General features: G+C 64.5%; 22 protein-coding genes. 7 read left to right on the top strand and 15 right to left on the bottom strand.

Annotated elements, in window-relative coordinates:
- Positions 1 to 152 precede the first annotated feature (152 nt).
- From OIT41_RS04430 to OIT41_RS04410, 5 genes are all read left to right on the top strand, one after another.
- Complete coding sequence (locus tag OIT41_RS04430; protein WP_241708198.1) at positions 153 to 1,331, top strand: Gfo/Idh/MocA family protein; 1,179 nt, start codon at positions 153 to 155, stop codon at positions 1,329 to 1,331.
- Entirely contained in the window at positions 1,328 to 2,347 is a 1,020-nt protein-coding gene (locus OIT41_RS04425) for a sugar phosphate isomerase/epimerase family protein (RefSeq protein ID WP_241708197.1), read from the top strand. The genes OIT41_RS04430 and OIT41_RS04425 overlap by 4 nt, the downstream gene beginning before the upstream one ends.
- A 161-nt stretch (positions 2,348 to 2,508) precedes the next feature.
- Positions 2,509 to 2,889 carry an ArsR/SmtB family transcription factor gene (locus OIT41_RS04420; protein ID WP_241708196.1) on the top strand — a complete coding sequence of 127 codons (381 nt, stop codon included), beginning with the start codon at positions 2,509 to 2,511 and terminating at the stop codon, positions 2,887 to 2,889.
- The gene (locus OIT41_RS04415; protein WP_264637466.1) at positions 2,886 to 4,604 is read left to right on the top strand and encodes a SulP family inorganic anion transporter; all 1,719 of its coding nucleotides are present in this window, start codon (positions 2,886 to 2,888) and stop codon (positions 4,602 to 4,604) included. The genes OIT41_RS04420 and OIT41_RS04415 overlap by 4 nt, the downstream gene beginning before the upstream one ends.
- Positions 4,604 to 5,014: a hypothetical protein gene (locus OIT41_RS04410; RefSeq protein ID WP_241708194.1), complete on the top strand. Its 411-nt coding sequence runs from the start codon at positions 4,604 to 4,606 to the stop codon at positions 5,012 to 5,014. The genes OIT41_RS04415 and OIT41_RS04410 overlap by 1 nt, the downstream gene beginning before the upstream one ends.
- A 54-nt stretch (positions 5,015 to 5,068) precedes the next feature.
- Here the strand turns inward: OIT41_RS04410 and OIT41_RS04405 are convergent, their stop codons facing one another.
- The 12 genes from OIT41_RS04405 to OIT41_RS04350 all read right to left on the bottom strand — a co-directional run bounded on the left by OIT41_RS04405 (position 5,069) and on the right by OIT41_RS04350 (position 20,359).
- The gene (locus OIT41_RS04405; protein WP_241708193.1) at positions 5,069 to 5,941 is read right to left on the bottom strand and encodes a sugar phosphate isomerase/epimerase family protein; all 873 of its coding nucleotides are present in this window, start codon (positions 5,939 to 5,941) and stop codon (positions 5,069 to 5,071) included.
- Positions 5,942 to 5,949: 8 nt separating this feature from the next.
- Positions 5,950 to 6,963 (bottom strand): Gfo/Idh/MocA family protein, encoded by a 1,014-nt coding sequence (locus OIT41_RS04400; protein ID WP_241708192.1) that lies wholly within the window; start codon positions 6,961 to 6,963, stop codon positions 5,950 to 5,952.
- Positions 6,964 to 7,001: 38 nt separating this feature from the next.
- A complete protein-coding gene (locus OIT41_RS04395) occupies positions 7,002 to 7,913 on the bottom strand; it encodes a sugar phosphate isomerase/epimerase family protein (protein WP_241708191.1) in 912 nt (303 codons plus the stop codon).
- Positions 7,914 to 8,031: 118 nt separating this feature from the next.
- Positions 8,032 to 9,543 carry a CoA-acylating methylmalonate-semialdehyde dehydrogenase gene (locus tag OIT41_RS04390; protein ID WP_241708190.1) on the bottom strand — a complete coding sequence of 504 codons (1,512 nt, stop codon included), beginning with the start codon at positions 9,541 to 9,543 and terminating at the stop codon, positions 8,032 to 8,034.
- Positions 9,544 to 9,587: 44 nt separating this feature from the next.
- A complete protein-coding gene (gene iolD / locus OIT41_RS04385; protein ID WP_241708241.1) occupies positions 9,588 to 11,525 on the bottom strand; it encodes a 3D-(3,5/4)-trihydroxycyclohexane-1,2-dione acylhydrolase (decyclizing) in 1,938 nt (645 codons plus the stop codon).
- Positions 11,526 to 11,545: 20 nt separating this feature from the next.
- Positions 11,546 to 12,475: a deoxyribose-phosphate aldolase gene (locus OIT41_RS04380; protein ID WP_241708189.1), complete on the bottom strand. Its 930-nt coding sequence runs from the start codon at positions 12,473 to 12,475 to the stop codon at positions 11,546 to 11,548.
- Positions 12,472 to 13,482, bottom strand: coding sequence for a 5-dehydro-2-deoxygluconokinase (gene iolC / locus OIT41_RS04375; RefSeq protein WP_078106294.1), 1,011 nt, complete (start codon positions 13,480 to 13,482; stop codon positions 12,472 to 12,474). The genes OIT41_RS04380 and iolC overlap by 4 nt, the downstream gene beginning before the upstream one ends.
- Positions 13,483 to 13,691: 209 nt before the next feature.
- Positions 13,692 to 14,096, bottom strand: coding sequence for a tautomerase family protein (locus OIT41_RS04370; RefSeq protein ID WP_241708188.1), 405 nt, complete (start codon positions 14,094 to 14,096; stop codon positions 13,692 to 13,694).
- A gap of 334 nt (positions 14,097 to 14,430) precedes the next feature.
- Positions 14,431 to 15,333 carry a succinate--CoA ligase subunit alpha gene (gene sucD / locus OIT41_RS04365; RefSeq protein ID WP_241708187.1) on the bottom strand — a complete coding sequence of 301 codons (903 nt, stop codon included), beginning with the start codon at positions 15,331 to 15,333 and terminating at the stop codon, positions 14,431 to 14,433.
- 13 nt (positions 15,334 to 15,346) lie between these two features.
- Positions 15,347 to 16,516, bottom strand: a complete 1,170-nt coding sequence (gene sucC / locus OIT41_RS04360) for an ADP-forming succinate--CoA ligase subunit beta (protein WP_078106244.1) — start codon at positions 16,514 to 16,516, stop codon at positions 15,347 to 15,349.
- Positions 16,517 to 16,798: 282 nt separating this feature from the next.
- On the bottom strand, positions 16,799 to 19,369 hold the full coding sequence (gene pcrA / locus OIT41_RS04355) for a DNA helicase PcrA (protein ID WP_241708186.1): 2,571 nt from the start codon (positions 19,367 to 19,369) through the stop codon (positions 16,799 to 16,801).
- 147 nt (positions 19,370 to 19,516) lie between these two features.
- Positions 19,517 to 20,359: an inositol monophosphatase family protein gene (locus OIT41_RS04350; protein WP_241708185.1), complete on the bottom strand. Its 843-nt coding sequence runs from the start codon at positions 20,357 to 20,359 to the stop codon at positions 19,517 to 19,519.
- Positions 20,360 to 20,392: 33 nt separating this feature from the next.
- Here OIT41_RS04350 and OIT41_RS04345 point away from each other — a divergent pair, with 33 nt between their 5' ends.
- Positions 20,393 to 21,019 (top strand): hypothetical protein, encoded by a 627-nt coding sequence (locus OIT41_RS04345; RefSeq protein ID WP_241708184.1) that lies wholly within the window; start codon positions 20,393 to 20,395, stop codon positions 21,017 to 21,019.
- A gap of 18 nt (positions 21,020 to 21,037) precedes the next feature.
- On the opposite strand, the gene OIT41_RS04340 is transcribed toward OIT41_RS04345, so the two are convergent.
- Positions 21,038 to 22,078: a hypothetical protein gene (locus tag OIT41_RS04340; RefSeq protein ID WP_241708183.1), complete on the bottom strand. Its 1,041-nt coding sequence runs from the start codon at positions 22,076 to 22,078 to the stop codon at positions 21,038 to 21,040.
- 173 nt (positions 22,079 to 22,251) lie between these two features.
- Between OIT41_RS04340 and OIT41_RS04335 the strand changes: the two genes are divergently transcribed.
- On the top strand, positions 22,252 to 22,539 hold the full coding sequence (locus OIT41_RS04335; protein WP_241708182.1) for a hypothetical protein: 288 nt from the start codon (positions 22,252 to 22,254) through the stop codon (positions 22,537 to 22,539).
- Between the two features lie 75 nt (positions 22,540 to 22,614).
- Here OIT41_RS04335 and OIT41_RS04330 read toward each other — a convergent pair whose 3' ends face one another.
- Together OIT41_RS04330 and OIT41_RS04325 are read right to left on the bottom strand one after the other, a co-directional pair.
- Positions 22,615 to 24,135, bottom strand: coding sequence for a putative bifunctional diguanylate cyclase/phosphodiesterase (locus tag OIT41_RS04330; RefSeq protein ID WP_241708181.1), 1,521 nt, complete (start codon positions 24,133 to 24,135; stop codon positions 22,615 to 22,617).
- Positions 24,125 to 24,571 carry an STAS/SEC14 domain-containing protein gene (locus OIT41_RS04325; protein WP_241708180.1) on the bottom strand — a complete coding sequence of 149 codons (447 nt, stop codon included), beginning with the start codon at positions 24,569 to 24,571 and terminating at the stop codon, positions 24,125 to 24,127. Before OIT41_RS04325 ends, OIT41_RS04330 begins: the two co-directional genes overlap by 11 nt.
- Positions 24,572 to 24,846: the final 275 nt, after the last annotated feature.

The raw sequence follows: 24,846 nt of genomic DNA, 5'->3' as shown, positions 1-24,846 counted from the left end.
GGAAACCTTTCTCCTTTGGTGTCAAGGGTATTAGCAAGACATTGACAGGACATACTCACATGATTAGGCTGTGAGTTCAGTGCTAAATTGTAGCGCTCCAAAATGCCAAAAGGGGTGTTCGGCACCCGGGCTGAATTTCGAAGGAGAAATCAATGGCTGAGAGCCTAGGGGTCGCCGTCATCGGCGCAGGAATGGCCGGCAAGGCACACGCGGCGGCCTACCGCACGGCGTCTGCCCTTTACAGCCCCGCGCTTCCGCCGGTGCGCCTCGTATCGATCGGCGACGTGAACGCGGAGTTCGGCTCCCTCGCTGCCCGGCGATTCGGCTACGAACGCAATGACACCTCGTGGCAGGCGATCGCGGAAGCGGACGATATCGACGTCGTGAGCGTCGTCATTGCGAATTCCCTCCACCGCGAGGTGGTCGAAGGACTGCTGGCCGCCGGCAAGCACGTCCTCTGCGAGAAGCCGCTGAGCGACTCGCTCGAGGACGCCCGCGCCATGGCGGAAGCAGCCCGCAACGCTTCCAGCATCGCGCGTATCGGCTTCACGTTCCGCCGCACACCGGGCATCGCCTATATCCGCGACTTGATCCGCACCGGTGTCCTCGGCAAGGTGCTGCACTTCAGCGGCCGCTACTGGACGGACTACGGCTTCAGCCCGTCCGCTCCCATGAGTTGGCGCTACAAAGGCGGCCCCGGCTCCGGCGCGTTGGCCGACGTCGGAAGCCACCTCACGTACATCTCCGAGTTCCTGTGCGGCGACATCACGTCCATCAGCGGCGGTCGTCTGAGCACCGTCATCGACAAGCGCCCCGTGCCCCTGGGCGCCGTCATGGGCCACGACCACGCCGCCGTGAGCGACACCTTTGAAGCCGTGGAGAACGACGACTACGCTGCCTTCAACGCAGCATTCGAGAATGGCGCAGGCAGCTTCGAAGTCTCCCGCGTTGCCGCCGGCCACGCCAACAGCCTCAACTTCGAAGTGTTCTGCGAGAACGGTGCGGCAAAGTTCGACCAGCGCCGCCCCTCCGAAATCCAGCTCTTCCTCAACGATGGCTCGGGCAACGAGAACGGCTACCGCCAGGTCATCCTCGGACCAGGCCACCCGTACATCGCCGGCGGCCTCGCCATGGACGCCCCCGAAGTCGGTTTCGGCCAAAACGACGCCTTCGGCTACCAGGCCCGGGCGTTTCTCGAAGAGGTCGCCGGCCTTCCCGAGGCCGATTCCCTCCCCCGCTGCGCCACGTTCGACGAAGGCGTCCGCAACATGGAACTGCTCGGCGCCGTCACCGAATCCGCACTCAACAATGGAAAGACCATCACGCTATGAAACTCGGCGTCTACAACGCGATCCTGCACGACCGCCCACTTCCCGAAGCCTTGAAAGTCATCGCTGATTTGGGCCTGACGGGCATCGAAGTCAACACGGGCGGGTTCCTCCCCGCCGTGCACGTCCCCACCTTCGACGACATCCTGGTCTCGGATGCCGCCCGCGACGACTACCTCGCGATCTTCGAGGGAACCGGCGTCGCGATCGCAGGACTGAACTGCAACGGCAATCCCCTGCACCCCAAGCGCGAAATCGGCGAGAAGCATGCCGAGGACGTCCGCCGCTCCATCCGGCTCGCGGAGCGCCTCGGCCAGGACCGGGTGGTGACCATGTCCGGCCTTCCCGGGGGCGAACCGGGAGCCACCACAGTGAACTGGGTCGTCAACGCCTGGAACTCGGCGGCCTTGGACGTGCTGGATTACCAGTGGGATATCGCGGCGAAGTTCTGGCGCGAGACCGACCGCCTGGCAGCAGACCACGGCGTCAAGGTGGCCCTTGAACTCCACCCGCAGAACATCGTGTTCAACACCGCCGATGTGCACAAGCTCATCGAGCTCACGGGAGCCACCCACGTTGGCGTCGAACTCGATGCTTCGCACCTGTTCTGGCAGCAAATGGATCCGGTAGCCGTGGTCCGGGAACTCGGGCCTTTGGTCTTCCAGGCAGCCGCGAAGGACGTCCGCGTCAACACCGCGAATGCCGCCCTCTACGGGGTTCTCGACAACAGCTTCCGCCGGCTCTCCCCGGAAGAGAACCGCACGAACCTCGGCGGCGACGAATGGGCCAATGAGTGGCCTAGGAATTCCGCGTGGGACTTCGTGGCGCTCGGGCGCGGGCACGACACTGCCTACTGGACCGAGTTCCTGCGCGCCCTGCATGAGGTGGACCCGAACATGCTCGTCAACATCGAGCACGAAGACACCTCGCTCGGCCGGATCGAAGGACTCGAGGTCGCCGCCAAGGTCCTTCGTGACGCCGACGCAGCGCTCTCCGCATCGCTGAACGTGACGGCCTAGCCACTTCACCCGAACCACAGAGGAGGGCCTCATCCGAAAAAAGTCGGATGGGGCCCTCCTTCGTTGGCCCGCAGGGCTCTCTCTTCCCACCCTTGATACACTGAATGATGAATCCATCAAATAGTCAAGCAAGGCTCGTGATGGCGGGCCGGGAGGCAGACATGGAAGAGTTCGCGGATTTCCGGGCACCGCTGTACGAGGTGAAGGCCAATCTGTTCAAGGGGCTGGCCCACCCGGTCAGGATCCGGGTACTGGAGCTGCTGTCGGCGGCGCCCGAAGTATCCGTGACAGACCTTCTGGCCGCAACGGGCCTGGAGGCATCGCACCTGTCCCAGCACCTGTCGGTGCTGCGCCGATATCAGCTCGTCAAGGGAGAGCGACGGGCGCTGCAGATGTTCTACACCCTCGCGTACCCCCAGGTCGCGGAGCTCCTCGCCGTCGCCAGACTGCTGCTCAACGACATGCTGCACACCACCCGGGCGCAGCTTGAGACCTCAGTAGCGACTGCACCCGCGGCAGCCGCAGCGGCCAGCACCCGGTGAAGGCCCTGCTCGCTGTCCGGGCCTTGCTGCCCGGACGGCAGGACTACACGTTGTTGCCGCGCACCTGGAAAGGAGACCTGGTTGCCGGAGTCACGGTCGGCATTGTCGCGCTGCCGCTGGCTCTCGCGTTTGGTGTCAGCTCCGGCGCGGGTGCGGCCAGCGGACTGATCACCGCCGTGATCGCCGGGGTTATCGCGGCCGTCTTCGGTGGTTCCAATATCCAAGTCTCCGGACCCACCGGCGCCATGGTCGTGGTTCTGGGCCCGGTCATCGCCGCCCATGGGCTCGGGGCACTGGCCGCAGTCTCGGTCCTTGCCGGGGTGATAGTGGTGGCCGCCGGGCTGCTCAAGCTCGGGCGGGTCGTGACGCTCCTGCCCTGGCCGGTGATCGAGGGCTTCACCGTCGGAATCGCGGTAATCATCTTCCTGCAGCAGGTCCCTGCCGCATTCGGCGCCAAGCCCGGGCCCAGCAGCAACGCCGCCATCTCGGCCATCCAGGCCATCAGCACCGTATCCCCAGCCTCGGTTCTTGCCCCGGTTGCCGTCGTAGCCCTGGTGGCGCTGATCATGGTTGCCTCGCCGCGGATCCACCCCCGGATCCCGGGCTCGCTCATCGCGATCATCATCGCCACTGTGGCCGCGCAGTTGCTCGATCTGCCCGTGACCCGGATCGGCGCCCTGCCCGGTTCCCTTCCGGCCCCGATGATGCCATCCCTGGACCTGGCGACGATCACCGCGCTGGCCGCCTCCGCGGGCACGATCGCGGCCCTGGCCGCGATCGAGTCGCTGCTCTCGGCACGGGTCGGGGCGTCGATCTCCGATACCGGCCCCTACGACGCGGACCGTGAACTCCTGGGCCAGGGCCTGGCCTCGGTCGCGTCCGGATTCTTCGGCGGCATGCCGGCCACAGGTGCCATCGCCCGCACCGCGGTGAACATTCGCTCGGGCGGCCGGACACGCCTCGCCGCCATCACCCACGCGCTCGTCCTGCTGGCCGTCGTGTACCTGGCCACCGGCCCGGTTTCCCGCATTCCCCTAGCCGCCCTGGCCGGGGTGCTCATGGTCACCGCGACACGCATGGTCTCCCTCAAGACGTTGCGCAGCGTGATCGGATCAACCCGCGCCGACACGGTCGTGTTCTTCGTCACCGCACTGATCACCGTGTCCTTCGACCTGATCGAGGCCGTGGAAATCGGGATCGCAGTTGCCGCCTTCTTCGCCTTGCGTGCCTTGGTCCGGTCCAGCGGGGTGCACCGTGAGGAAATCCCCGGCCCGGTCCGCGAAGGGGACGAGCACATCGCCGTGTTCCGCCTCGACGGGGCGCTGTTCTTCGCCGCCGCCGAGCGCGTCCTGGAGCGGGTCAGCGCCATCCGGAATGTCGACGTCGTGATCATCCGCATGTCACAACTGCAGATCCTGGACGCTACCGGGGCCAGAACAATCACCGACATCGTCCAGGCTCTGGAACGCCGTGGAATCACCGTGCTGATCAAAGGGATCCAGGAACGCCACCTTCGACTCGTCACCCAAGTGGGGGTCCTGGACTCCCTTCGCCACCACAAACACCTCTTCACCGAACTAACCCCCGCCGTGGAGCACGCCCGAAGCCACGTCGCCCGCGCCGCCAGCGCACGCACCGCCCGCAACCCCGGCAAGAAACCGCAACCGGTCCAGACGCAGGCGACCCTACAGGCGCCAACTTTGAAAGAAGACTAATGCCGTCACTGAATGAAGCCAGCGCCCACATCCGGGCCGCCCACCTGCTCGTGCGGTCCGCCGAGGAATGGGACGCGCTCTCCGAAGATTTGCTTCGGAGCTACGATCCCAATGACAACGACAAGGCCGAGATGCTCCGAGAATCCTTCGTTGCCGCTTGGAGGATGGTCATCCGCAACCTGCTCATCGATCCCCTGAACGCCATTGACATCACTGTCACCCCGGCCGTTCACCCCTGGGGCATCGCCACCCTGGAAACCGCCGGACGCGCCTGCGAACCGCTCTTGTGCTCCCCGGAAGGACTCCCCGCATTTCCCAAGACAAGCGACATTCACGGCAGGCCGCGGCTGCTTAGCTTCGAGGAAGTGATGGCCGGCTACAGCACCTGCCTGGCATCCCTGCTTCGGTAGCCGGGACAACAAAGGGAGGCGGCGAAAAATCGCCGCCTCCCTTTGTTGGCCGCCCTACTGGACCTTGGCGATGTACTTGCCCATCGTTTCCAGCTGGTAGCGGGACACCTCGTTGGCGTTGTCGTCCTCGGCGAAGACGCTGGACACCATGACGGTGTTGTCCTTGTCCAGGAAGCCGATTTCCTTAAGTTCGCCGAAGAACTCATCCCAGTTGACGTCGCCGTCGCCGATCTTGAGGTGTTGATGCACGCGCACGGCGTTTCCGGGCGGGTTGGTAATGTAGCGCAGTCCGTGCGAGGCATGGTGGTCCATGGTGTCGGACACGTGGACCAAACGCAGCTTGTCCCCCGCGGCCCGCATGATGTCGAGCGGCTTGTTGCCCATGTGGAACGTGTGGGAGGCAACATAGACCATGCCGATGTTGGGCGAGTTGACGCCCCGGATGACCCGCAGCGCGGCGAGTCCGTCCTCGACGAAGTCATCCGGGTGCGGGTCGATGAGGATGTCCAGGCTTTCGCGCTCGATGATCGGAAGCAGCTCTTCCATCGAGCGGTAGAACGCCCTTTCGGACTCCTCGGCCTTTTCCGGCCGGCCGCTGAATTCGGTGTTCATCGTCTGCACGCCGAGATCTACCGTGATCTGGATGGCACGCTTCCAGTAGCGGACCGCTGCCTCGCGGGCGTCTTCGTCGGGTCCGGACCAGCGCAGCACGGGAAGCACCGAGGCGATCTCTACGTCGGCGTCCTTGCAAGCCTTTTTCAGCTGGCCGACCAATTCGTCGTCGGCCTTGGGGTGGTTGAAAAACGGGATAAAGTCCGCATGCGGGGTCAGCTGGAGGTATTTGTAACCGAGATCGGCAGCAAGCCGCGGAAACTCCAGGAGGCCGTGGCTGTGGTGGAACGGGGTGGGATCGAGGGCAATCTTCATGGCGATTCCTACTTGTACAGCTCGGGCTTGGTGTTGAGTTGTACCGCCACCTTTTCGCCCGACTTCTGGGCCTCGACGCCGGCTTCGCAGCAAGCAGCCGTGGCGTAGCCGTCCCAGGCGGTGGGGCCGCCGATTTCGCCGCGGCGGGCGGCATCAACCCAGGCCTGGACCTCGACGTCGTATGCGGCACCGAAGCGCTCTTCGAAGCCGGGCGTGACCTTGCCGCCCCAGCGGCCGGCGCTGCGGACGTAAGGACCGCCGTCGCCGCCGATGCTCACGATGCCGTCCTCGAAGGACGCCTGGGTGGCGACTTCGTAGCCGAACTTCGCGTTCACGTAGATCTCGACGTCGGCCAGCACGCCGGACTCGGTCTCGATCAGGACGTGCTGCGGGTCGTGCTGGCCGTTCGGGGCGTTGCGCGTCGCCTTGCCCAGGCGGACCTGCACGGAGGTGATCTCCTCGCCGGTGAAGAAGCGGATGGCGTCGAATTCGTGGACCACCGAGTCATTGATGAGCATCTCGTTGGTGAAGCCCGCAGGGGTGTCCGGGTTGCGGTGCTGGTGGTGCAGCATGAGCAGCTCGCCGAGTTCACGATCGCGGATCACGGAACCCAGGGCGGCGTATTCGGCGTCGAAGCGGCGCATGAAGCCCACCTGGATGCGCTTGTGGCCGAGCGCCGTTTCCGCCTGGACAACCTTCCAGGCGCTCTCGGCGTCCGGGGTGAGCGGCTTCTCGCAGAGAATCGGGAAGTCCTTCTCCAGTGCCTTGTACAGGATTTCCTCGTGCAGGAAGCCCGGGGTGGCGATCAGCACTGCGTTGACGTCCCCGTTGTTGAGGGCCTCATCGGCGCTGGCGAGGGCGACGGCGCCGTCGATCCCTGCGATGGCGGCCTGCGCACGGGCGAGGTCGACGTCGACGACGGCGGCCACTTCGGCGCCGTGGATGCGGGTGCTAAGCCGCTTGATGTGGTCGGCGCCCATGCGGCCTGCGCCGATGACGGCCACGCGGAGAATGTCAGTCATTGTTTCTGTCCTTAGGTGTTGGCGCCTGAAAGGCAGCGTTAGTTAACAGTCGTGCGGGAGCCGCACGAGAGCAGGTAGTTCCGGGTGCGCTTGGCGATAGGCATCGGGACGTCGAAGGCCACGGGATACATGTCCTGTTCCACAATGCCAAAGATCGGGCGGTTAAGTCCTTCAACCGCTTCGATGACGGCGCGAAGATCCGGCAGCCCGTTCGGCGGTTCGGTCATGACTCCGGCCAGGTTGGCTGCCGCCCAGGTCATGTTTTCCTCGTTGACCTTTCGCAGGATATCCGGGTTGATCTGCTTCAGGTGCAGGTAGCCGATCCGGTCCGGGTAATTCTTGATGAGTTCCAGGCTGGAGGCTCCGCAGTATTCCGCGTGCCCGGTGTCCAGGCACAGGTTCAGATACTGGGGATCGGTCTCGGCGAGCAGGTGCTCGATATCCGCTTGGGCGCCGACGTGGGAATCTGCGTGGGAGTGGAATTGCTGCTTGAGGCCGAAGTCTTCCAGCAGCACCTTGCCCATGCGGTTGTGGCCGGCGAACAGATCATTCCACTGTTCCTGCGACAGTTCCCCGCTCTCCACGGCCTCGCCGGTGACGTCGTCGCGCCACATCGCGGGAATGACCACGATGTGTTCGCCGCCCATGGCGGCGGTCAGTTCGGCGACCTTGCGTGCCGGTTCCCAGGCTTCCTCATACTGTGCGCCACCGCGGTGGAAGGCCGTGAAGACCGTTCCCGCGGTGACCTTGAGGTCGCGCTGCTTGAGTTCCTCGGCGAGGCGGGCGGGGTCGTTCGGCAAGTAGCCGTAGGGGCCTAGTTCAATCCATTTGTAGCCGGACTCGGCCACCTCATCCAGGAAACGCTCCCACGGGGTCTGCTTGGGGTCATCCGCGAACCAGACACCCCAGGAGTCCGGGGCCGTGCCGATGATGAGTTTGTTCTCTGTCATTGCTCAATCCTTAACGTTGACTGCTCCCCACCGGGGGCCCGGCCCAACTGACTCGCATTTGTTGTCGTTATGAGGGCCCAAAACGACAACTACTGCGAGTCAGTTGGGCCAGAGGAGACTAGTTGGAGGGGAAGTTGTAGGAGGCGCCGGAGGCGTGGGTGGGTTCGGGCCAGCGGGAGGTGATGACCTTGCCGCGGGTGTAGAAGGACACGCCTTCGGGTCCGTAGATGTGTTTGTCGCCGAAGAGCGAGGCTTTCCAGCCGCCGAAGGAGTGGTAGGCCACCGGGACCGGCAGGGGGACGTTGATGCCTACCATGCCCACGGTGACGGAGCGCTGGAACTTCCGGGCGTTGGCGCCGGAGGAGGTGAAGATGGCGGTGCCGTTGCCGTAGGGGTTGGAGTTGATGAGCTTGATGCCTTCCTCCAGGTCCTCGACGCGGACGACGACGAGGACGGGTCCGAAGATTTCCTCGGTGTAGGCGGTCATTTCGGCCGTGACGTGGTCGATCACGGTGGGGCCGACCCAGAAGCCTTCTTCGTGGCCGGGGACCACGAGGTCGCGGCCGTCAACGACCATGGCCGCCCCGGCGGTTTCGGCTTCGGTGACGATCCGCACGATGCGTTCCTTGGAGGCCGGGGTGATGACCGGGCCCATTTCGGCGTCGGGCTCGGTGCCGTTCTTGACCTTCACGGCCAGGGCTCGCTCCTCGACCTTCTTGACCAGCAGCTCCGCGGCATCGCCGACGGCGACCGCGACGGAGATGGCCATGCAGCGTTCGCCGGCGGAACCGAACGCGGCCGCGGCCAGGTGGTCGGCGGCGTTGTCCAGGTCGGCGTCGGGCATGATGATCGCGTGGTTCTTCGCCCCGCCCAGGGCCTGGACCCGCTTGCCGTGTTTGGTGGCGGTTTCGTGGACGTACTGGGCGATCGGGGTGGAGCCGACGAAGGAGATGCCGTCCACGTCCGGGTGCGTCAGGAGCCCGTCGACCGTTTCCTTGTCGCCGTGCAGGACCTGGAACACGCCGTCGGGCAGCCCTGCCTGCTTCCACAGCTTCGCGAGGAGCATCGAGGCGGAAGGGTCCCGTTCGGAAGGCTTGAGGATGAAGGCGTTGCCCGTGGCGATCGCCATCGGTGCCATCCAGAGCGGAACCATGACGGGGAAGTTGAACGGGGTAATGCCGGCGACGACGCCGAGCGGCTCCCGGAAGGAGAACACGTCGATGCCGGTGGAGACCTGGTCCGAATAGTCGCCCTTGAGCAGCTGCGGGATGCCGCAGGCGAACTCGATGACTTCCAGGCCGCGGCCGATTTCGCCCTTGGCGTCGGAGATGACCTTGCCGTGTTCGGCGGTGATCAGGGCCGCGAGTTCGTCCACGTGCGCGGCGACGAGTTCGCGGAACTTGAACAGCACAGCGGTGCGCTTGGCCAGGGAGAAATCGCCCCACTTTTCCGCAGCAGCCTTCGCTGCGGCGACCGTGGCGTCCAGATCGGCCCGGTTCGCGAGCCGCAGCTCCGCTGAGGCTGCGCCGGTGGCCGGGTTGTAGACCGGCTGGCTGCGGTCGCCGGCGCCGGCGGTTTCTACACCGTTGATGAAATGTTGGATGGTGGTCAGGGTGGTCGTCGTCGACATGTGCGGACTTCCTTGTCTGTGGCTTGAAGCGAGCTTGAAGGGGTCTAGCCGAGCAGCTTGCGCTGGCGGTTCTTGTGGTCGGTGTAGGTCCGGTAGGCGTGCTGGGTGGATTCGAGTTCGGAGACCTGCGAGACGGGAACGTCCCACCAGGATTCGGAGCTCGGGGCGTCCAGCAGGGGGTCCGATTCGACGTGGATGACGATCGGTCCGGTCTCTTCGGGCGCCGACTTCGCGTCGCGGATGGCTTGTTCGAGTTCGGCGATGACTTTCTCCCCCGGTTCGATCCGGATGACTTTCGCGCCGAGGGACTCGGCGTTGAGGGCCAGGTCGATGGGCAGGTTCTCGCCGGCGTCGAAGGAGTGCTGTTCCTTGTCCAGGACCCGGTACTGGGTGCCGAAGCGCTGCGAGCCCAGGGACTCGGAGAGCGAACCGATGGAGGCGTAGCCGTGGTTCTGGATGAGGACGACGATCAGTTTGATGCGTTCGGCGACGGCGGTGACCAGTTCGGTGTGCATCATCAGGTAGGAGCCGTCCCCCACCATGACAACCACGTCCCGTACTATTGCATCCTTGCCGCCCGCGGCGGCCTCGGCCAACGCGGCGCGCTTGACGCCCAGGCCGCCGGGGATTTCGTAGCCCATGCAGGAGTAGGCATATTCCACGTGGTAGCCGAACGCGTCACGGACGCGCCACATCTTGTGCAGGTCTCCGGGCAGGGAACCGGCGGCGCAGATGACAACGTCCTGCTCGTCCATGGCCCGGTTGGTGGCGCCGATGATCTCGTTCTGGGCCGGCAGCGGCGTGTGGCGGGTGTCGAAGGCCTCGTCCACGATGGCGTCCCAGCGCTTCTTCTCGGCCGCGATCTTCTGCTCGAGGTCCGCGCCGACACGGTATCCGCCGAGCGCCTGGTTCAGCTTGATCAGGGCCTTGCGGGCGTCGGCGACGATCGGCAGCACGGTTCCGTGCTTGTACGCATCGATGGGGGCCATGTTGATGTTGATGAACTTCACGTCGGGGTTCTGGAACGCGGTCCGCGAGGCGGTGGTGAAGTCCTCGTAGCGCGTGCCGATGCCGATGATCAGGTCAGCCTCGGCAGCGATGGCGTTCGCCGCCGTCGTGCCCGTGGAGCCGATGGCTCCGAGCGAGAACTTGTGGTCCCAGGGCAGGACGCCGACGCCGGCCTGGGTGTTGCCCACCGGGATGCCGGTCAGTTCGGCGAACTTGGCGAGTTCCTCGTTGGCGAAGGCGTAGAGGACGCCGCCGCCGGCGATGATGAGCGGGCGCTTCGCGGCGCGGATCGCTTCGGCGGCGCGGCGGATGTCCTCGTCGTCGGCTTCGGGGCGGCGGATCCGCCACTCACGCTCGGCCAGGAACTCCTCGGGCACGTCGAAGGCCTCGGCCTGGACGTCCTGCGGGAGGGAGATGGTGACGGCGCCGGTCTCCGCCGGGTCCGTGAGGACGCGCAGGCCGTGGTGGAACGCGGAGAACAACTGCTCCGGACGGGACACCCGGTCGAAGAACTTCGAGAGCGGACGGAACGCGTCGTTGACCGTGATGTCGTAGGCGTAGGGCAGCTCAAGCTGCTGCAGCACCGGGTCCGCCGCGCGGGTGGCGAAGGTATCGCTCGGCAGCAGCAGCACCGGCAACCGGTTCGTGGTGGCCAGCGCCGCGCCGGTCAACAGGTTCGAGGAACCCGGGCCGATCGAGGTGCTGATCGCGAAGGTCTGGCGGCGGCGGGTGTGCCGGGCATAGCCGACAGCCTGGTGCGCCTGCGCCTGCTCGTTACGGCCCTGGTAGTACGGCATGATCGCCGGATCGAGCTGCTGGTACTGCTTGAGGGCCTGGCCCACACCGGCGACATTGCCGTGCCCGAAGATCCCGAAGGTGCCCGGGATCAGTCGCTCCCTGTACTCACTCCCGCCGACGGTGTCCACCGTGTACTGCCTGGACAGGAACTCGACAACCGCCTGGGCGACCGTCATTCTGCGCGTTGACATTACTCTTACTCCGATACTTTCGCAGGTGTCTTCAGCAGCTCGGTCGTCTTCAAGAGCGAGGCGGCGGTGGCCACGGCCCCGGCAACGTCTCCGTCGGCCGGATACAAGAGGGTGCGCCCCACAGTCAATCCCTGGACTCCGGGCAGGGCAAGCGCTGCCTGCCAGCTGGCAAAGACCTCGTCCTGCCCCGCATCCGGATCCCCGCCCAACAGGACAGTGGGCAGCGTGGTGGCCGCCATGACGCGTTCCATCTCAGCCACGACCGGCAGTTTCATCCAGGTGTAGGCGCTCGTGGAACCGAGGCCCTCGGCAATCGCGACCGACTTGATCACGGCGTCCGGGGAAAGGTCGTTGCGGACCTTGCCGTTCGCCTCGCGGACGGACAGGAACGGCTCCACCATCGCGATCAGCTTGCGCGCAGCGAGCGAGTCCACTGCCTTGGCGGTGGCCTCCAGGATCGACGCCGTGTCCGGGTCCCCGAGGCAGATCCGGGTGAGCATTTTGCCGCCGTCGGCGCCGAGGGCGTCAAGGGCCGCCGCGGTGTGGCCCGTGAAACGGTCATCGATTTCGTTGACCAGCCCGGCGAGGCCGCCGCGGTTCATCGAACCGAAGACGAGCTTTCCCTCCAACGCACCGAGCAGCAGCAGGTCATCCATGATGTCCGGGCTCGCGAGCACACCGTCGACGGCGGGGTTCGCCAAGGCGATCTGCAGCCGGTCGAGCAGGGTCCGGCGGTCTGCCATGGCTGTCGGGTCGATGCCGACGCTCAGGGCGCCGCGGGCCGGGTGGTCGGCCGCGACGATGAAGTTCTGGGTCCCGTACTTGAGTCCCGGGTGGCGGCGACGGGCGGCGGCGGCGCGGGCAACGGCGTCGGGATCTTCAAGCCGGATGGCACTGAGGTGCTCGTACCGGCGGGGGTCGTCATTGAAGCTCAACGTGTTGCTCCTTCGGAAACGGCTGCGGCGGTGCCGGCGGGTGTCAGGCGGCCGCGTTCAGCGAGCAGCGAAGTGACCTCGTCCGGCGTCGGCATGGCATCTGCGCACGAGAGGCGGGAGGCGACGATCGCGCCGGCGGCGTTCGCGTAGTCCAGGACCTGGGCCAAAGGCCAGCCGGAGAGCAGTCCGTGGCAGAACGCGCCGCCGAAGGAATCGCCCGCGCCCAGTCCGTTGACGGTCTCCACCGGAACCGGCGCGGAAACGACGCGTTCAGTGCGGGTCTTGGCCATCACGCCTTCGGGGCCGAGCTTGACGACGGCGATTTCGACGCCGGCGGCCAGGAGCCGGTCCGCCTGTTCGTCCGGGGTTCCCTCACCCACGGCGACCGCACATTCCTTGTCATTGCCGATGGCCACCGTGACGTGCGGCAGGATCTTGGCAACTTCAGCGCGGGCCTCGTCCTCGGAAGCCCAGAACATCGGCCGGTAGTCCAGGTCCAGGATGGTGTACTGGCCCTCCTTGAGTCCCGTGCGCGGACGTGCCTCGTGGGCTGCGAGGTGGGCTGAGCGGCTGGGCTCCTGGCAAAGCCCGGTCACGGTGGACCAGAAGATCCCGGCGTCCTTGATCGCGTCGAGATCCAGTTCCTCGGCCTTGATCTGAAGGTCCGGCGCCGTCGGGAAACGGCCGTAAAAGTAAAGTGGGAAGTCGTGCGGGGGCTGGATCGCGCAGAACGTGGCCGGGGTCTGCAGCCCCGGCACCGGGGTGACGAATCCGTCGTCGACCTTGAACTTGCGCAACTCGCGGTGCAGGTAGACGCCGAAGGGGTCATCGCCCGTACGCGTAATCACGCCGGAACGGCGGCCGTGGCGGGCTGCGGCAACAGCCACGTTGGAGGGCGAGCCGCCTAGATACTTGCCGAAGGACTGCACGTCCTCCAGTCCCACACCGATGTCGTTCGGGTAGATATCAACGCTGATGCGCCCGATGGTGAGCAGTTCGTGGGTCACGGTGATCGCGGACCTTTCTGTAGTGAACTCTTCTTGCGGGACGGTGAGAGCTCCGGTGCTTTTGCCGGCCCGCAGTGAGCGGGGCCACAACCACTACTTTGCACCAGAATTCATGTCCTGTCAAAGGTTTGTACTGACATATTTACAACGAAACGTAATGGCCGAAGTTACGCGGTGATATGGGTTTGAATCCGCTCCAAAACGCTGAGTTACCGGGCAGGAACGGCAAGTTCGCCGGTGACATACTGGGCCCGGCCGAAGCCGAAGGACCAGTCATCGGCGGTGTTTTCGACGTACCCCAGGAAGACATCCTCGCCGGCGACGCCGATCTCACTGAGTTGCGCGGCAATGGCGGCGAACAGGGACTGTTTGGCTTCGCGACTTCGACCACCCTGGGTGAAGATCTGGATCATGACCACGCCGGAACTTCGCTCGAAGCCGAGCCCGGCGTCCTGCGCAACGATCTGGCCTGAGGGATGCTCGGTGATGATGTGGAAGTAGTCGCGCTCGGGAATGCCGTACTCGGCGAGGATGGCATCGTGGATTCGCCTGCTGAGGTCGCCGAGCTGCTGCGGCGTTCGGCCTTCGTTGACGTCAATGCGGACAAGGGGCATCTGCTCTCCTTCGATTAGTTTGTCCTGACATACTAACAAAGTAGATGATCGCGCCACAAGCCCTCGGCACCCTGATGCGCCGCCATCAGCAACGCCCGCTCACATATATGGCTAAAAGCCGAGACGCCCGCTCACATAAATCGCCTTAACCGCAAACGCCCGCTCACATCATGTGAGCGGGCGTCGGCCCAAAACCCTTCAGATGTGAGCGGGCGTCGGTGACGGGCCGCCCGGGCTTTCAACAGTTAAACCACGACGGCGCCCGTCACCTTCGCGTGGAAGGTGACGGGCGCCGTCGTGCTTCAGTCGCGCGGAAATCTCGCGCGGAGTTGTGCTAGAGGGTTGCGAAGACCTCGCGGAGGAGCTTGGCGGTCTCGGACGGAGTCTTGCCGACCTTCACGCCTGCTGCTTCGAGAGCTTCCTTCTTGGCCTGTGCCGTACCCGCGGAGCCGGAGACGATGGCGCCTGCGTGGCCCATGGTCTTGCCCTCGGGAGCGGTGAAGCCTGCAACATAGCCGACAACCGGCTTCGTCACGTTGGCCTTGATGAAGTCGGCTGCGCGCTCTTCGGCGTCGCCACCGATTTCGCCGATCATGACGATTGCCTTGGTCTCCGGGTCAGCCTCGAACGCAGCCAGGGCGTCGATGTGCGTGGTACCGATGACGGGGTCGCCACCGATGCCGATCGCGGTGGAGAAACCGAGGTCGCGCAGCTCGTACATCATCTGGTAGGTCAAGGTACCGGACTTGGAGACCAAGCCGATGGGGCCCTTGCCCGTGATGTTTGCCGGGGTGATGCCAACCAGGGCTTCGCCCGGAGTGATGATGCCGGGGCAGTTCGGGCCGATGATGCGGGTGATCTGCTTGCCGTCAGCATCAACCGTGGCCTGGGCAAGTGCCCAGAATTCGGCCGAATCCTGAACCGGCACGCCTTCGGTGATGACGACAACCAGGCCGATGCCTGCTTCGATGGCTTCAACGACGGCGGCCTTGGTGAATGCCGGCGGGACGAAGACGATCGAGACGTCGGCGCCGGTTTCGGCGATGGCTTCCTTGACGGTGCCGAAGACAGTGATTTCCTTGTCCCCGTGCAGCACCGTGGTGCCGGCCTTGCGGGCGTTGACGCCACCGACGATGTTGGTGCCGGCCTTGAGCATCAGGGCGGTGTGCTTGGTGCCTTCGCCGCCGGTGATGCCCTGGACGATGACCTTGGAGTCCTTGTTGAGGTAGATAGACATAGTCTTGCGTCCCTTACTTCGCTGCGTTGGCGAGCTCGGCGGCCTTGTCGGCGCCCTCGTCCATGGTGGCTGCCAGGGTAACCAGCGGGTGGTTGGCCTCGGCCAGGATGCGGCGGCCCTCTTCGACGTTGTTGCCATCGAGGCGGACGACCAGCGGCTTGTTGGCGTTGGAGCCAAGCTCGGCCAGTGCACCGACGATGCCCTTTGCCACAGCGTCACACGCGGTGATGCCACCGAAGACGTTCACGAAAACGCTCTTGACCTGCTCGTCGCCGAGGATGACGTCCAGGCCGGCGGCCATGACCTCAGCGGAGGCTCCACCGCCGATGTCCAGGAAGTTGGCCGGCTTGACGTTGCCGTGGTTTTCTCCTGCGTAAGCAACCACGTCCAGGGTGGACATCACAAGACCGGCGCCGTTGCCGATGATGCCAACCGAGCCGTCAAGCTTCACGTAGTTCAGGTCCTGCGCCTTGGCCTTGGCCTCGAGCGGGTCAGCCGCGTCCTTGTCCTCAAGCTCACCGTGGTGGACGTGGCGGAAGCCGGCGTTCTCGTCCAGCGAGACCTTGCCGTCAAGGGCAACGATGTCGCCAGCGCCGGTCTTGACCAAGGGGTTGACCTCAACGAGGGTTGCGTCTTCCTTCTTGAAGACGTCCCAGAGCTTCAGGATGACGGAAGCAACCTTGGCGCGCAGTTCCTCGGAGAAACCGGCAGCGGCAACGATTTCGTCAGCCTTGGCCTGGTCGATTCCGACTGCGGGATCGATGGCTACCTTGGCGAGGGCCTCGGGGCGCTCCACGGCAAGCTGCTCGATTTCCATGCCGCCTTCTACCGAGCACATGGCCAGGTAGTTGCGGTTGGCCCGGTCCAGCAGGACGGAGAAGTAGTATTCCTCAGCAATGTCGGCGCCCTGGGCGATCATGACCTTGTTGACGGTGTGGCCCTTGATGTCCATGCCGAGGATGTTGGTGGCGTGCTCAAGCGCTTCGTCAGCGGACTTTGCGACCTTGACACCGCCGGCCTTGCCACGGCCACCGACCTTTACCTGCGCCTTGACGACGGTCACGCCGCCGATGTTCTCGGCAGCAGCCTTTGCTTCTTCAGGAGTGTGCGCCACGATGCCGGCGAGCACGGGTACACCGTGCGCTTCGAACATATCGCGCGCCTGATATTCAAACAGGTCCACGGTTTAGTGTCCTTCTACGTCGAAGTAGTTTCTGTACAGCCGGAAACCACGGTGACCGCGAAAACCGGCTGCGGATAGGTGCGCATCGAACGGCCGACAAGCAGCCGGTCACATTGCGCAAGTTCCTCTCGAACTTTAGCCCCCCGGGGAGGCCAGCCGGTTCTACAGTACCTGTTAAGTGAGTAAGCACACAGTTCTATGGACCGTAGAAAAACCGCTATATGACGCGGTTTTCCGGCGCTCCGGACGCCGCCATGCCAGGACGACAGGACGCCGGAGCCGTTAGGAATCCAGTTTGGTCAGCGGCGCGTAACGCAACAGCAGCCGTTTCTCGCCGACGTCGAACTTCACCTTCGCCACGGTCTTGTCGCCGGCGCCTTCGACGCCGATCACGGTGCCGTTCCCGAAGCTCGTGTGGTTCACCTTGTCCCCGACGGCGACGGCGACCACTTCCTTCTGCGGCTGGACACGATTGCGTACGACGGCGGCAGGCACGTCGGCGTTGAAGCCCGCCGTCGCACTGGCGGCAGCCCCGCGCGAGGTGCCGGCACCCCAGAAGGATCCGCCGTAACGCCCGGAACCGATCGGGGCGTTGCCCCAGCCGCTCACTTGGCGGGAGGTACCTTCGCGTTTCCACTCCACCAGACCGGTGGGGATCTCCTCAAGGAATTGGCTGGCGGGGTTGTATTGGCTCTGGCCCCACATGCTGCGGACTTCCGAGCGGGTGACATAGAGGCGCTTCCGTGCCCGGGTGAGGCCCACATAGGCCAGGCGACGCTCTTCTGCCAGCTCCTTGGGATCGGTTGCGGACCGCTGATGCGGGAACAGCCCGTGTTCCATGCCGGTCAGGAAAACTACCGGGAACTCCAGGCCCTTGGCCGTGTGGAGGGTCATGAGCGTGACGACGCCCATCCGCTTGGCTTCTGCCACGGCGGCGGCTGCGTCCTCGGAGGATCCTTCCGGAGCGTCCGGGATCTGGTCCGCGTCGGCTACGAGGGAAACCTGCTCCAGGAATTCACCCAACGAACCTTCAGGGTTGTCGCGCTCGTATTCCCGGACCACCGCCACCAGTTCGGCGAGGTTTTCCACGCGGGACTCGTCTTGCGGATCGGTGCTGGCACGGAGCCCTGCAAGGTACCCCGTCTGTTCCAGAACCGCTTCCAACGCTGCCGCAGCCCCGGAACCCGAGGCCACTTCGGCCAGGTCATCCAGGAGTTTCACGAATCCCAAGACGGCGTTCACGGAACGGGTGGCCATGCCGGGAGCCTGGTCCGCCTTGCGTGCCGCAGTCATGAACGACATCCGTTCGCGTTCGGCAAGCGCCGCCACGGCTCCTTCGGCGCGATCGCCGATTCCCCGCTTGGGTTCGTTGAGGACGCGACGCAAATTGACGTCGTCGTCCGGGTTCACCAGGACGCGAAGGTACGCGAGGGCGTCCTTGATTTCCTTGCGCTCGTAGAAGCGGGTGCCGCCCACCACTTTGTACGGCAGGCCGACCCGGACCAGCACGTCTTCAATGGAGCGGGACTGGGCGTTGGTCCGGTAGAAAATGGCGACGTCGCCGGGACGCAGGCCTTCCTCGTCCTGGAGCCGGTCGATTTCCTTGGCGATGAACTGGGCTTCGTCGTGCTCGTTCTCCCCCACGTAGCCGATGATCTTTTCGCCGTCACCCTCGGCCGTCCAGAGCTTCTTGTCCGGGCGGTTGGGGTTGCGCGAAATAACGGAGTTCGCCGCGCTCAGGATGTTCTGGGTGGAGCGGTAGTTCTGCTCCAACTTGATGGTGCGTGCTTCCGGGTAATCCTTCTCGAATTCGACGATGTTGCGGATATCCGCACCGCGGAAGGCATAAATGGATTGGTCGGAGTCGCCGACGACGGTCAGCTCGCTCGCGTGGGGACCCTCGCCGACGATTTCGCGGACCAATGCGTACTGGGCGTGGTTGGTGTCCTGGTATTCGTCAACGAGGACGTGACGGAAACGACGGCGGTAGGACTCTGCGAGCGCGGGGAAGGCCCGGAACATGTAGACGGTCTGTGCGATGAGGTCGTCGAAGTCCATGGCGTTGGCCTGGCGCAGGCGCTGGGTGTAGCCCTTGAAGACCTCGGACACGGCCTGCTCGAAGGGTTCGTTGTAGTTGGCGCTCGACGCGAACGCGTCGTCGTCGATGAGCTCGTTCTTGAGGGCCGAGATCTTGTGCTGGATCGCTTTGGGCGCGAACTTCTTGGGATCAAGGTCCAGGTTCTTCGCGACGAGCGTGATGAGCCGCAGGGAGTCTGCGGAGTCGTAGATGGAGAAGTTGGAGTTCAGCCCCACGTTGGCGGCTTCGCGGCGCAGGATACGCACGCAGGAGGAGTGGAATGTTGAAATCCACATGGACTTGGCGCGGGCACCCACGAGGGCTTCGATGCGTTCCCGCATTTCCGCGGCCGCCTTGTTGGTGAAGGTGATCGCCAGGATCTCACCGTGGTGGGCCCTCCTGGTGGCGATCAGGTACGCAATGCGATTGGACAGCACGCGGGTCTTGCCCGAACCTGCGCCAGCCACGATCAGCAAAGGGCTGCCCGCGTGCTTGACGGCTTCCTCTTGCTGCGGATTCAAGCCTTGGAGCAATGCGTCCGCGGACGGCAAGCCCGAATGGCCCCGCTCCTCGGCACCGCCGGGCGTCCCTCCCCAGGACGCACCAGACGCACCCCCGGGCACGGAACCGCCGGATGCAGAACCCCCTCCGGGCGCAGAGCCGCCGGGTGCAGAGCCGCTTCCGGCGCGCGAAAGCACGGCCGGAGCGGCCTTGGTGGCAGCTGTGCTTGCAGCTTTGAAGGGGCCATCCGCGTACGGGTCAAACAACATATCCATGGTGTTTACAGTCTAGGCGGTGGCCCTGACACTCATTGTCCGGATGCCGCCCAGGATCGGTTCCCCCACGGGACATGCCCCCTCTTCGCCCGAACGAGTGGACATAACACCGCTATGTCCACTCCCCGGACCAAGAAAGGCGCATGCTCAGGCGAATTGCGGCACCGAGGTGAGGGCCGCGCGCAACTCGCGGACCGCCGTCGGGCCTCCCGCGATGAACCAGTCCAGGCCGTTGACGCGCACGACGTCGGTGTCCCCGCCGGCCGCGCGGACGATCGCTTTGCCGGGGAGCCAGTCCCACTCGGGGCAGCTGTGCTGGAACCAGCAGCCCAGTTCGCCGTCGGCAACCCGACCGAGATCGCAGGACCCGGAGCCGAACATGCGCAGTGAAGCGGTGGACACCGCTGCGGCGTGCCACGGCATGGCGGCGCGGGGATCGGCGAGCCAGGTGGGGTGGATGTAGGTCGCGGCGCCGAGTTCGCTGAGGGCAGCTCCGGATGGTCCCGTGACCGGTTCGTCGTTGAGGGTCGCGGGGTGGCCTTCGCCGCCTGTCCAGAGCTTGTCGAGCTCCGGTTGATAGATGGCCCCGAGGATGACGTCGGCGTCCGGGGCACCACCATGCGATGCCGTGCCCTCGTGCTTCAAGGCGATCGCCGAGCACCAATACGTCGAGCCGTGCAGGAAATTGTAGGTGCCGTCCACGGGATCGATCACCCACGTGCGGCCGCTGCTCCCTGCCACCGAGCTTCCTTCTTCACCCAGGATGCCGTCGTGCGGGCGGCAACGGCGCAGTTGCTCAAGGACATAGGCCTCGGCTGCATGGTCCGCGGCCGTCACCACGTCCGAAACCGAGGTCTTCCGTTCCCCCTGCAAGCCGCCCATCCGCATCAGCAGGGCAAGCTGCCCGGCTTCCCGGACCAGGGCTGCAGCGAGTTCGTAGTCGTCGAGCGAAGGATCAAGTTCTGTGGCGGAGTGCCTGCCAGTGGTCATGGGTCCAGCTTATGTGGCGGGATAATGAATGACATGGCCAAGACCCCAGCCCAACGCATCAAGAAGCACGGTGCCAATGCCGCCGTGCCCCAGCACCACTTGCCGTCGGTGATCAATCCCACCGCCCAGCAGGGCCCTGAGAAGGCGCAGAACAACGGCCGCCTCATCGTGATCGCCGGGGTCGTGGCCAGCCTGTTCCTGTTCTGGTATGTGCACCTCCTGACCCTGAACCAGATGACCCAGTTATCCGGCGGCATGGCCATGCCCGATTCACTTGTCGGCGGGTTCTCCACCGACTATGTCCATCAATTGCATGGCGCCATGACCGACGACGCCCGCGGACAGCTCAGCTACATCCACAAGACCGCCGGAACGCTGTTTCCGCTGATCTTCGGTTTCACCTGGCTTCTGCTCATTGGCACCAATGTGGCCGCGAAGGCGATGCGGTGGGCCCTGTGGGCTGCTCCCCTGCTGTTCGCGGTGGTCCGCTTGTGCGGCAACGTGGCGGTCGACGCCGCGCTGGGGACCGCAACGCCCGACGCCGGCCAGGTGGCGTTGGCTTCCACCCTCACCGTTGTGGGCTGGGTACTATTCCTGCTAAGCCTTTTGGCTGGCGTCGCGGCTGTATTCCTGGGGAGGCGGCGTTCCAAGAGCGCCTGACAGGCCGGCCCGTCGAGGCTACTCCTGATCCGAGCCGCTCCCCGGCGCGAGCATCTCCCTGGCTTGGAGAGCACGCTGGTGGGCGCCTGCCTTGTCGAAGCGGTCAGCGGCTTCGACCAGGCTTTCCTTGGCCGCCTGCTTGCTCCCGGTATCGGCTTGGGCACGCGCCATCAAGAGGAATATTTCGCCCGCGATCTGCGAAGGCAGCTGATCTGCGCTGCCGCTGATTTCGCCCAGCAGCTCAAGCGCCGCTCCGGCGTCTCCTGCCAGGTAGTTCCAATGCGCGCGGTTGAGGCGAAGCAGGAGAATTTCCTCTTCGCTCCCCCCGACAACATCCGTGGCAAGTTCGGCACGTTCGATGCACCGCAAGGTGGCGGCGTCAGCCACGTCCGCCGCCAGCCTCATCGCCGCCGATGCCTTGTTGAACTTGGCCCAGACGTCCAGGTTCCGTGACGGGGAAAAAGTCTCCGCGGCGAGTTCATGGTAATGGAGGCCCTCAGCGACCTTGTCGCAGAGGAATGCCACATTGCCGATGACCCAGTACGCCTTGCCGGCCAGTTGGTCATCCATCTCATCGGAGATTCTTTCCGAGAGCGAAAGGCACTCCTCCCAAGCCTCCTCAAGCTTTCCGGATTCGCCATACGTCGCGATCAGAGCCTGCCGTGCATGGACGTCGATTTCCATGTCTGCGTCATCATCGACCAAGCCCACAGCCGACGCCGCGGCCGCCGTCGCCATCTCCAGAAGTCCTTCACTCCGCAGGGAGTTCGCCATCAAAATGAGTGCCCTGGCCCTGTGCTGGGGTGAGGCTGCAGCCAACGATGCCTCGGAAAGGGATCTCGCCAAGGCAGTGCACTCGGCGAAATCACCGGCGTCGAGAAGGTTCTCGGCTTGCAGGAAGGTCATGTTCCACCAGCCCGTGGAATCGCCCTCGTCGCGGGCAATATCGGCGGCCGAACGCGCGCCGTCGGCAGCCTTGGTGAAATCATGGCTGGCGCGGTGCTCCCTCGCCTCAAGCTCCACCGCAGCGTACGCCGGCGCAACCTTTTTTTCTCGCATAGCTCCATTATGTCCCTGAGACACTTCGTCGAGACGCGGAAGGGCAATTAGCACGATTTTGGAAGATGCCGACCAAGCATTGATGACACGGCGTGTCGTTACTCTTATAATGAGCGTGCTTCACTTTGTTCACTTCAGTCGCATCAGTCACAAAAACTATCAGGAGCTTTCGCATGAAAAGAACTTTCGCCGCCCTCCTCGCGGCAGCAGCAATCTTGCTCGCGGGCATTACCGGCTCGGCAGCGGTGTCCGCCAGCGGCCAGGGCCCGTCGCAGGATTCCTCCGTAGCCATTGGCTGGTGGCCCAACGCCGCCACCCAGGGTGCGGCACAGGCAATCGGCTGGTGGCCCAACGCCGCTACCCAGGGTGCGGCACAGGCAATCGGCTGGTGGCCCAACGCCACCACCCAGGTGTCACCCCAGGCAATCGGCTGGTGGCCCAACTCCACTCCGTCCAACTAGTTCCACCTGAAAGGCACCGGACCTTGGGTCCGGTGCCTTTCTGTTGCCGTTCTTCCGTCGCGGGAGTAAGTGCGTTCAGGCGCCCCGCAGCAGTTCCGCAAACTTTTCCGCTGCCATGGGCCGGCCAAAGTAATAGCCCTGGCCACTGGCGCAGCCCAGGCGGGCAAGCTCAGCCGCTTGTTCTGCAGTTTCGATGCCCTCGGCAACGGCCTGCATTCCGCACGCATGAATGAGTTGGAGAACGGCCGCCACAAAGTTCCGTTCCTTCTCGTCCTTGCCCAGGTCCTGGATGAGGGAGCGGTCGATCTTGACCACGTTGACGGGAAGGCTGCGCAGGTAGCTGATCGACGAATAGCCCGTGCCGAAGTCGTCGATTTCCAAGCGGATGCCCAGACGCCGGAGGCCGGTCAGCGAGTATCTGTCGATGTCGCTGCCGTTCACCGCCATTGACTCCGTCAGCTCGATGACCAGCTTGGATGCTTCCACTCCGGTTTCGGCGAGCACTTCCCGGACGTGCTCGATCAATTCCAGGCTTTGAAGTTCCGTTGTTGAAATATTGACCCGCATGCTGAAGTCTTCGGCCACCCCCGGGCCGTCCTGCCATTCGCGCAGTTGCTGCATTGCCCGCCGAAGGACCCAATACCCGAGGTCGAGGATGATTCCGGTTTCCTCGGCCAGCGGGATGAAGGCATCCGGCATCAACAATCCCCTTTCGGGGTGGTTCCATCGCACCAGCGCCTCAGCGCCTTCAATCCTGCCCGAGGCCAACTCGACAACAGGCTGGAAATGGAGGACCAGCTGATCTGTGCGGATGGCTTCACGCAGTTCCGAGATCATGAGTCCTTGGAGCCGGCGCGCGTACAACAAAGCCGGCTCGAAAACCCTGACGCTGCTCCCTTGCTCTGCCTTTGCCGCGTACATGGCTGTATCGGCTTCCATGACGAGGTCGTCCACGGACTGTCCGGGTTCCGCGACCCGGAGCCCGATGCTGGTGCCGCAGATGATCCGGACTTCGCCGATGTCGATGCTCTCACCGACGGCCCGGAGGATCCGCTTGGCGACGCCCCGTGCATGCGCGGCATTGGATTTTGGCAGCATGACGGCAAATTCGTCGCCGCCGAGCCTGGCCACCATGTCAGTGTCGCGGACCGCTGAGATCAGGCGCCTTGCAGTGACCTTCAAGACGGTGTCCCCTGCGCCGTGGCCCAAGGTGTCGTTGATCCCCTTGAATGAGTTCAAGTCCAAAACGAGCAACGCCGGCGGGAGCTCACCCCTCTCGGACTCAACGAGTTCATGGTTCAGCGCCCTTTCGAGTGCCGTGCGGTTGGCCAATTGAGTCAGCGGATCAGTGAGCGCCATCCTTTCGAGTTCGATCTGGGCCTCGCGCAGCATGGCAGTCCGGCTTTCGACCCGTTCCTCGAGCTCCTGGTAGATGGCTTGAAGATCGTCGGCCATGAGGTTGATCCCGGTAATGACGGCAGCCACTTCGTCCCGCGGGCCGGAGACCGGGATCCTCGTGCTGAGGTCGCCGTCGGCAATCCGCACCACCCCTTCAACAAGGGCAAGGAGTCGCGGGTCCTGGGGCTCATGGTTCACGGTGGTGCTCTCTCAACCAGTCACGGGCCTCCGCCTCTGAGGTGAAGAACTGTCCCGGGAGGGAGCCTGGCTTCGCGCGAAGGAGAAAATGTGCAATCACACGGTCCACAGGACTCTCCCCTAAGAGGGCACAGGCTGAAACAGCCACGGAATTCGTGTACGTCAGGCGCGCGTCGTCGGTGACGGACAGTACTCCGGTCACTCTGAGTAGCAGCGGAAGCCTCCGGCCGTCCGCAAACATGCGAACGGCCGCCGCGGCCGCCCGGGCTTCCGGCGAGCGGACGACCGAGTTCGGCGGCAGGGTGACCTCGACAATCCCGTCCGCCGCCAAGTCGACGGTGATCTGATCGGCGAGGGCCGTCACGACTTCGGCTGAAGGCTCCGAAGCGTCATCGGGAAGCGTGCAATCCCGGGCGGGCAGTGTCCGGGCGCTCATCGTCGTGCGGCCTGCCGCCGTCGGGCGATCGGCCCGTGAGCGTTCCAAAGGGCACGACCCGAAAGGCCGGATCCTGCCCCTATGGGGAAAATAACGCCTGCGTGTCCCGGACCACGCCGAACAAGCTGATGAGTCATGGGTCCTATGTTCTGCCGTATCGGTCAATCTAGTCTGCGCCAAAACTGCGTGGAACCCTCAGCCCGGCGCCTTTCCGGTGAGTGCACTCATGATAATGCAAAGACCACCCACTCGCTGACATGAGGCTACCCGCGAAA

The sequence above is a fragment of the Arthrobacter sp. YA7-1 genome, from assembly GCF_025960325.1.
Taxonomy (GTDB): Bacteria; Actinomycetota; Actinomycetes; order Actinomycetales; family Micrococcaceae; genus Arthrobacter; species Arthrobacter bambusae_A.
Note: the sequence above shows the minus strand (reverse complement) of the source record. Positions and strands in the feature narration are given on the sequence as shown.

Bases quoted from the DNA above. Each gene is read 5' to 3' on its own strand.
- OIT41_RS04430 (WP_241708198.1), top strand. From the start codon at position 153: ATGGCTGAGAGCCTAGGGGTCGCCGTCATCGGCGCAGGAATGGCCGGC.
- OIT41_RS04425 (WP_241708197.1), top strand. From the start codon at position 1,328: ATGAAACTCGGCGTCTACAACGCGATCCTGCACGACCGCCCACTTCCC.
- OIT41_RS04420 (WP_241708196.1), top strand. From the start codon at position 2,509: ATGGAAGAGTTCGCGGATTTCCGGGCACCGCTGTACGAGGTGAAGGCC.
- OIT41_RS04410 (WP_241708194.1), top strand. From the start codon at position 4,604: ATGCCGTCACTGAATGAAGCCAGCGCCCACATCCGGGCCGCCCACCTG.
- OIT41_RS04405 (WP_241708193.1), bottom strand. From the start codon at position 5,941: ATGAAGATTGCCCTCGATCCCACCCCGTTCCACCACAGCCACGGCCTC.
- OIT41_RS04400 (WP_241708192.1), bottom strand. From the start codon at position 6,963: ATGACTGACATTCTCCGCGTGGCCGTCATCGGCGCAGGCCGCATGGGC.
- OIT41_RS04395 (WP_241708191.1), bottom strand. From the start codon at position 7,913: ATGACAGAGAACAAACTCATCATCGGCACGGCCCCGGACTCCTGGGGT.
- OIT41_RS04390 (WP_241708190.1), bottom strand. From the start codon at position 9,543: ATGTCGACGACGACCACCCTGACCACCATCCAACATTTCATCAACGGT.
- iolD (WP_241708241.1), bottom strand. From the start codon at position 11,525: ATGACGGTCGCCCAGGCGGTTGTCGAGTTCCTGTCCAGGCAGTACACG.
- OIT41_RS04370 (WP_241708188.1), bottom strand. From the start codon at position 14,096: ATGCCCCTTGTCCGCATTGACGTCAACGAAGGCCGAACGCCGCAGCAG.
- sucD (WP_241708187.1), bottom strand. From the start codon at position 15,333: ATGTCTATCTACCTCAACAAGGACTCCAAGGTCATCGTCCAGGGCATC.
- pcrA (WP_241708186.1), bottom strand. From the start codon at position 19,369: ATGGATATGTTGTTTGACCCGTACGCGGATGGCCCCTTCAAAGCTGCA.
- OIT41_RS04350 (WP_241708185.1), bottom strand. From the start codon at position 20,359: ATGACCACTGGCAGGCACTCCGCCACAGAACTTGATCCTTCGCTCGAC.
- OIT41_RS04345 (WP_241708184.1), top strand. From the start codon at position 20,393: ATGGCCAAGACCCCAGCCCAACGCATCAAGAAGCACGGTGCCAATGCC.
- OIT41_RS04340 (WP_241708183.1), bottom strand. From the start codon at position 22,078: ATGCGAGAAAAAAAGGTTGCGCCGGCGTACGCTGCGGTGGAGCTTGAG.
- OIT41_RS04335 (WP_241708182.1), top strand. From the start codon at position 22,252: ATGAAAAGAACTTTCGCCGCCCTCCTCGCGGCAGCAGCAATCTTGCTC.
- OIT41_RS04325 (WP_241708180.1), bottom strand. From the start codon at position 24,571: ATGAGCGCCCGGACACTGCCCGCCCGGGATTGCACGCTTCCCGATGAC.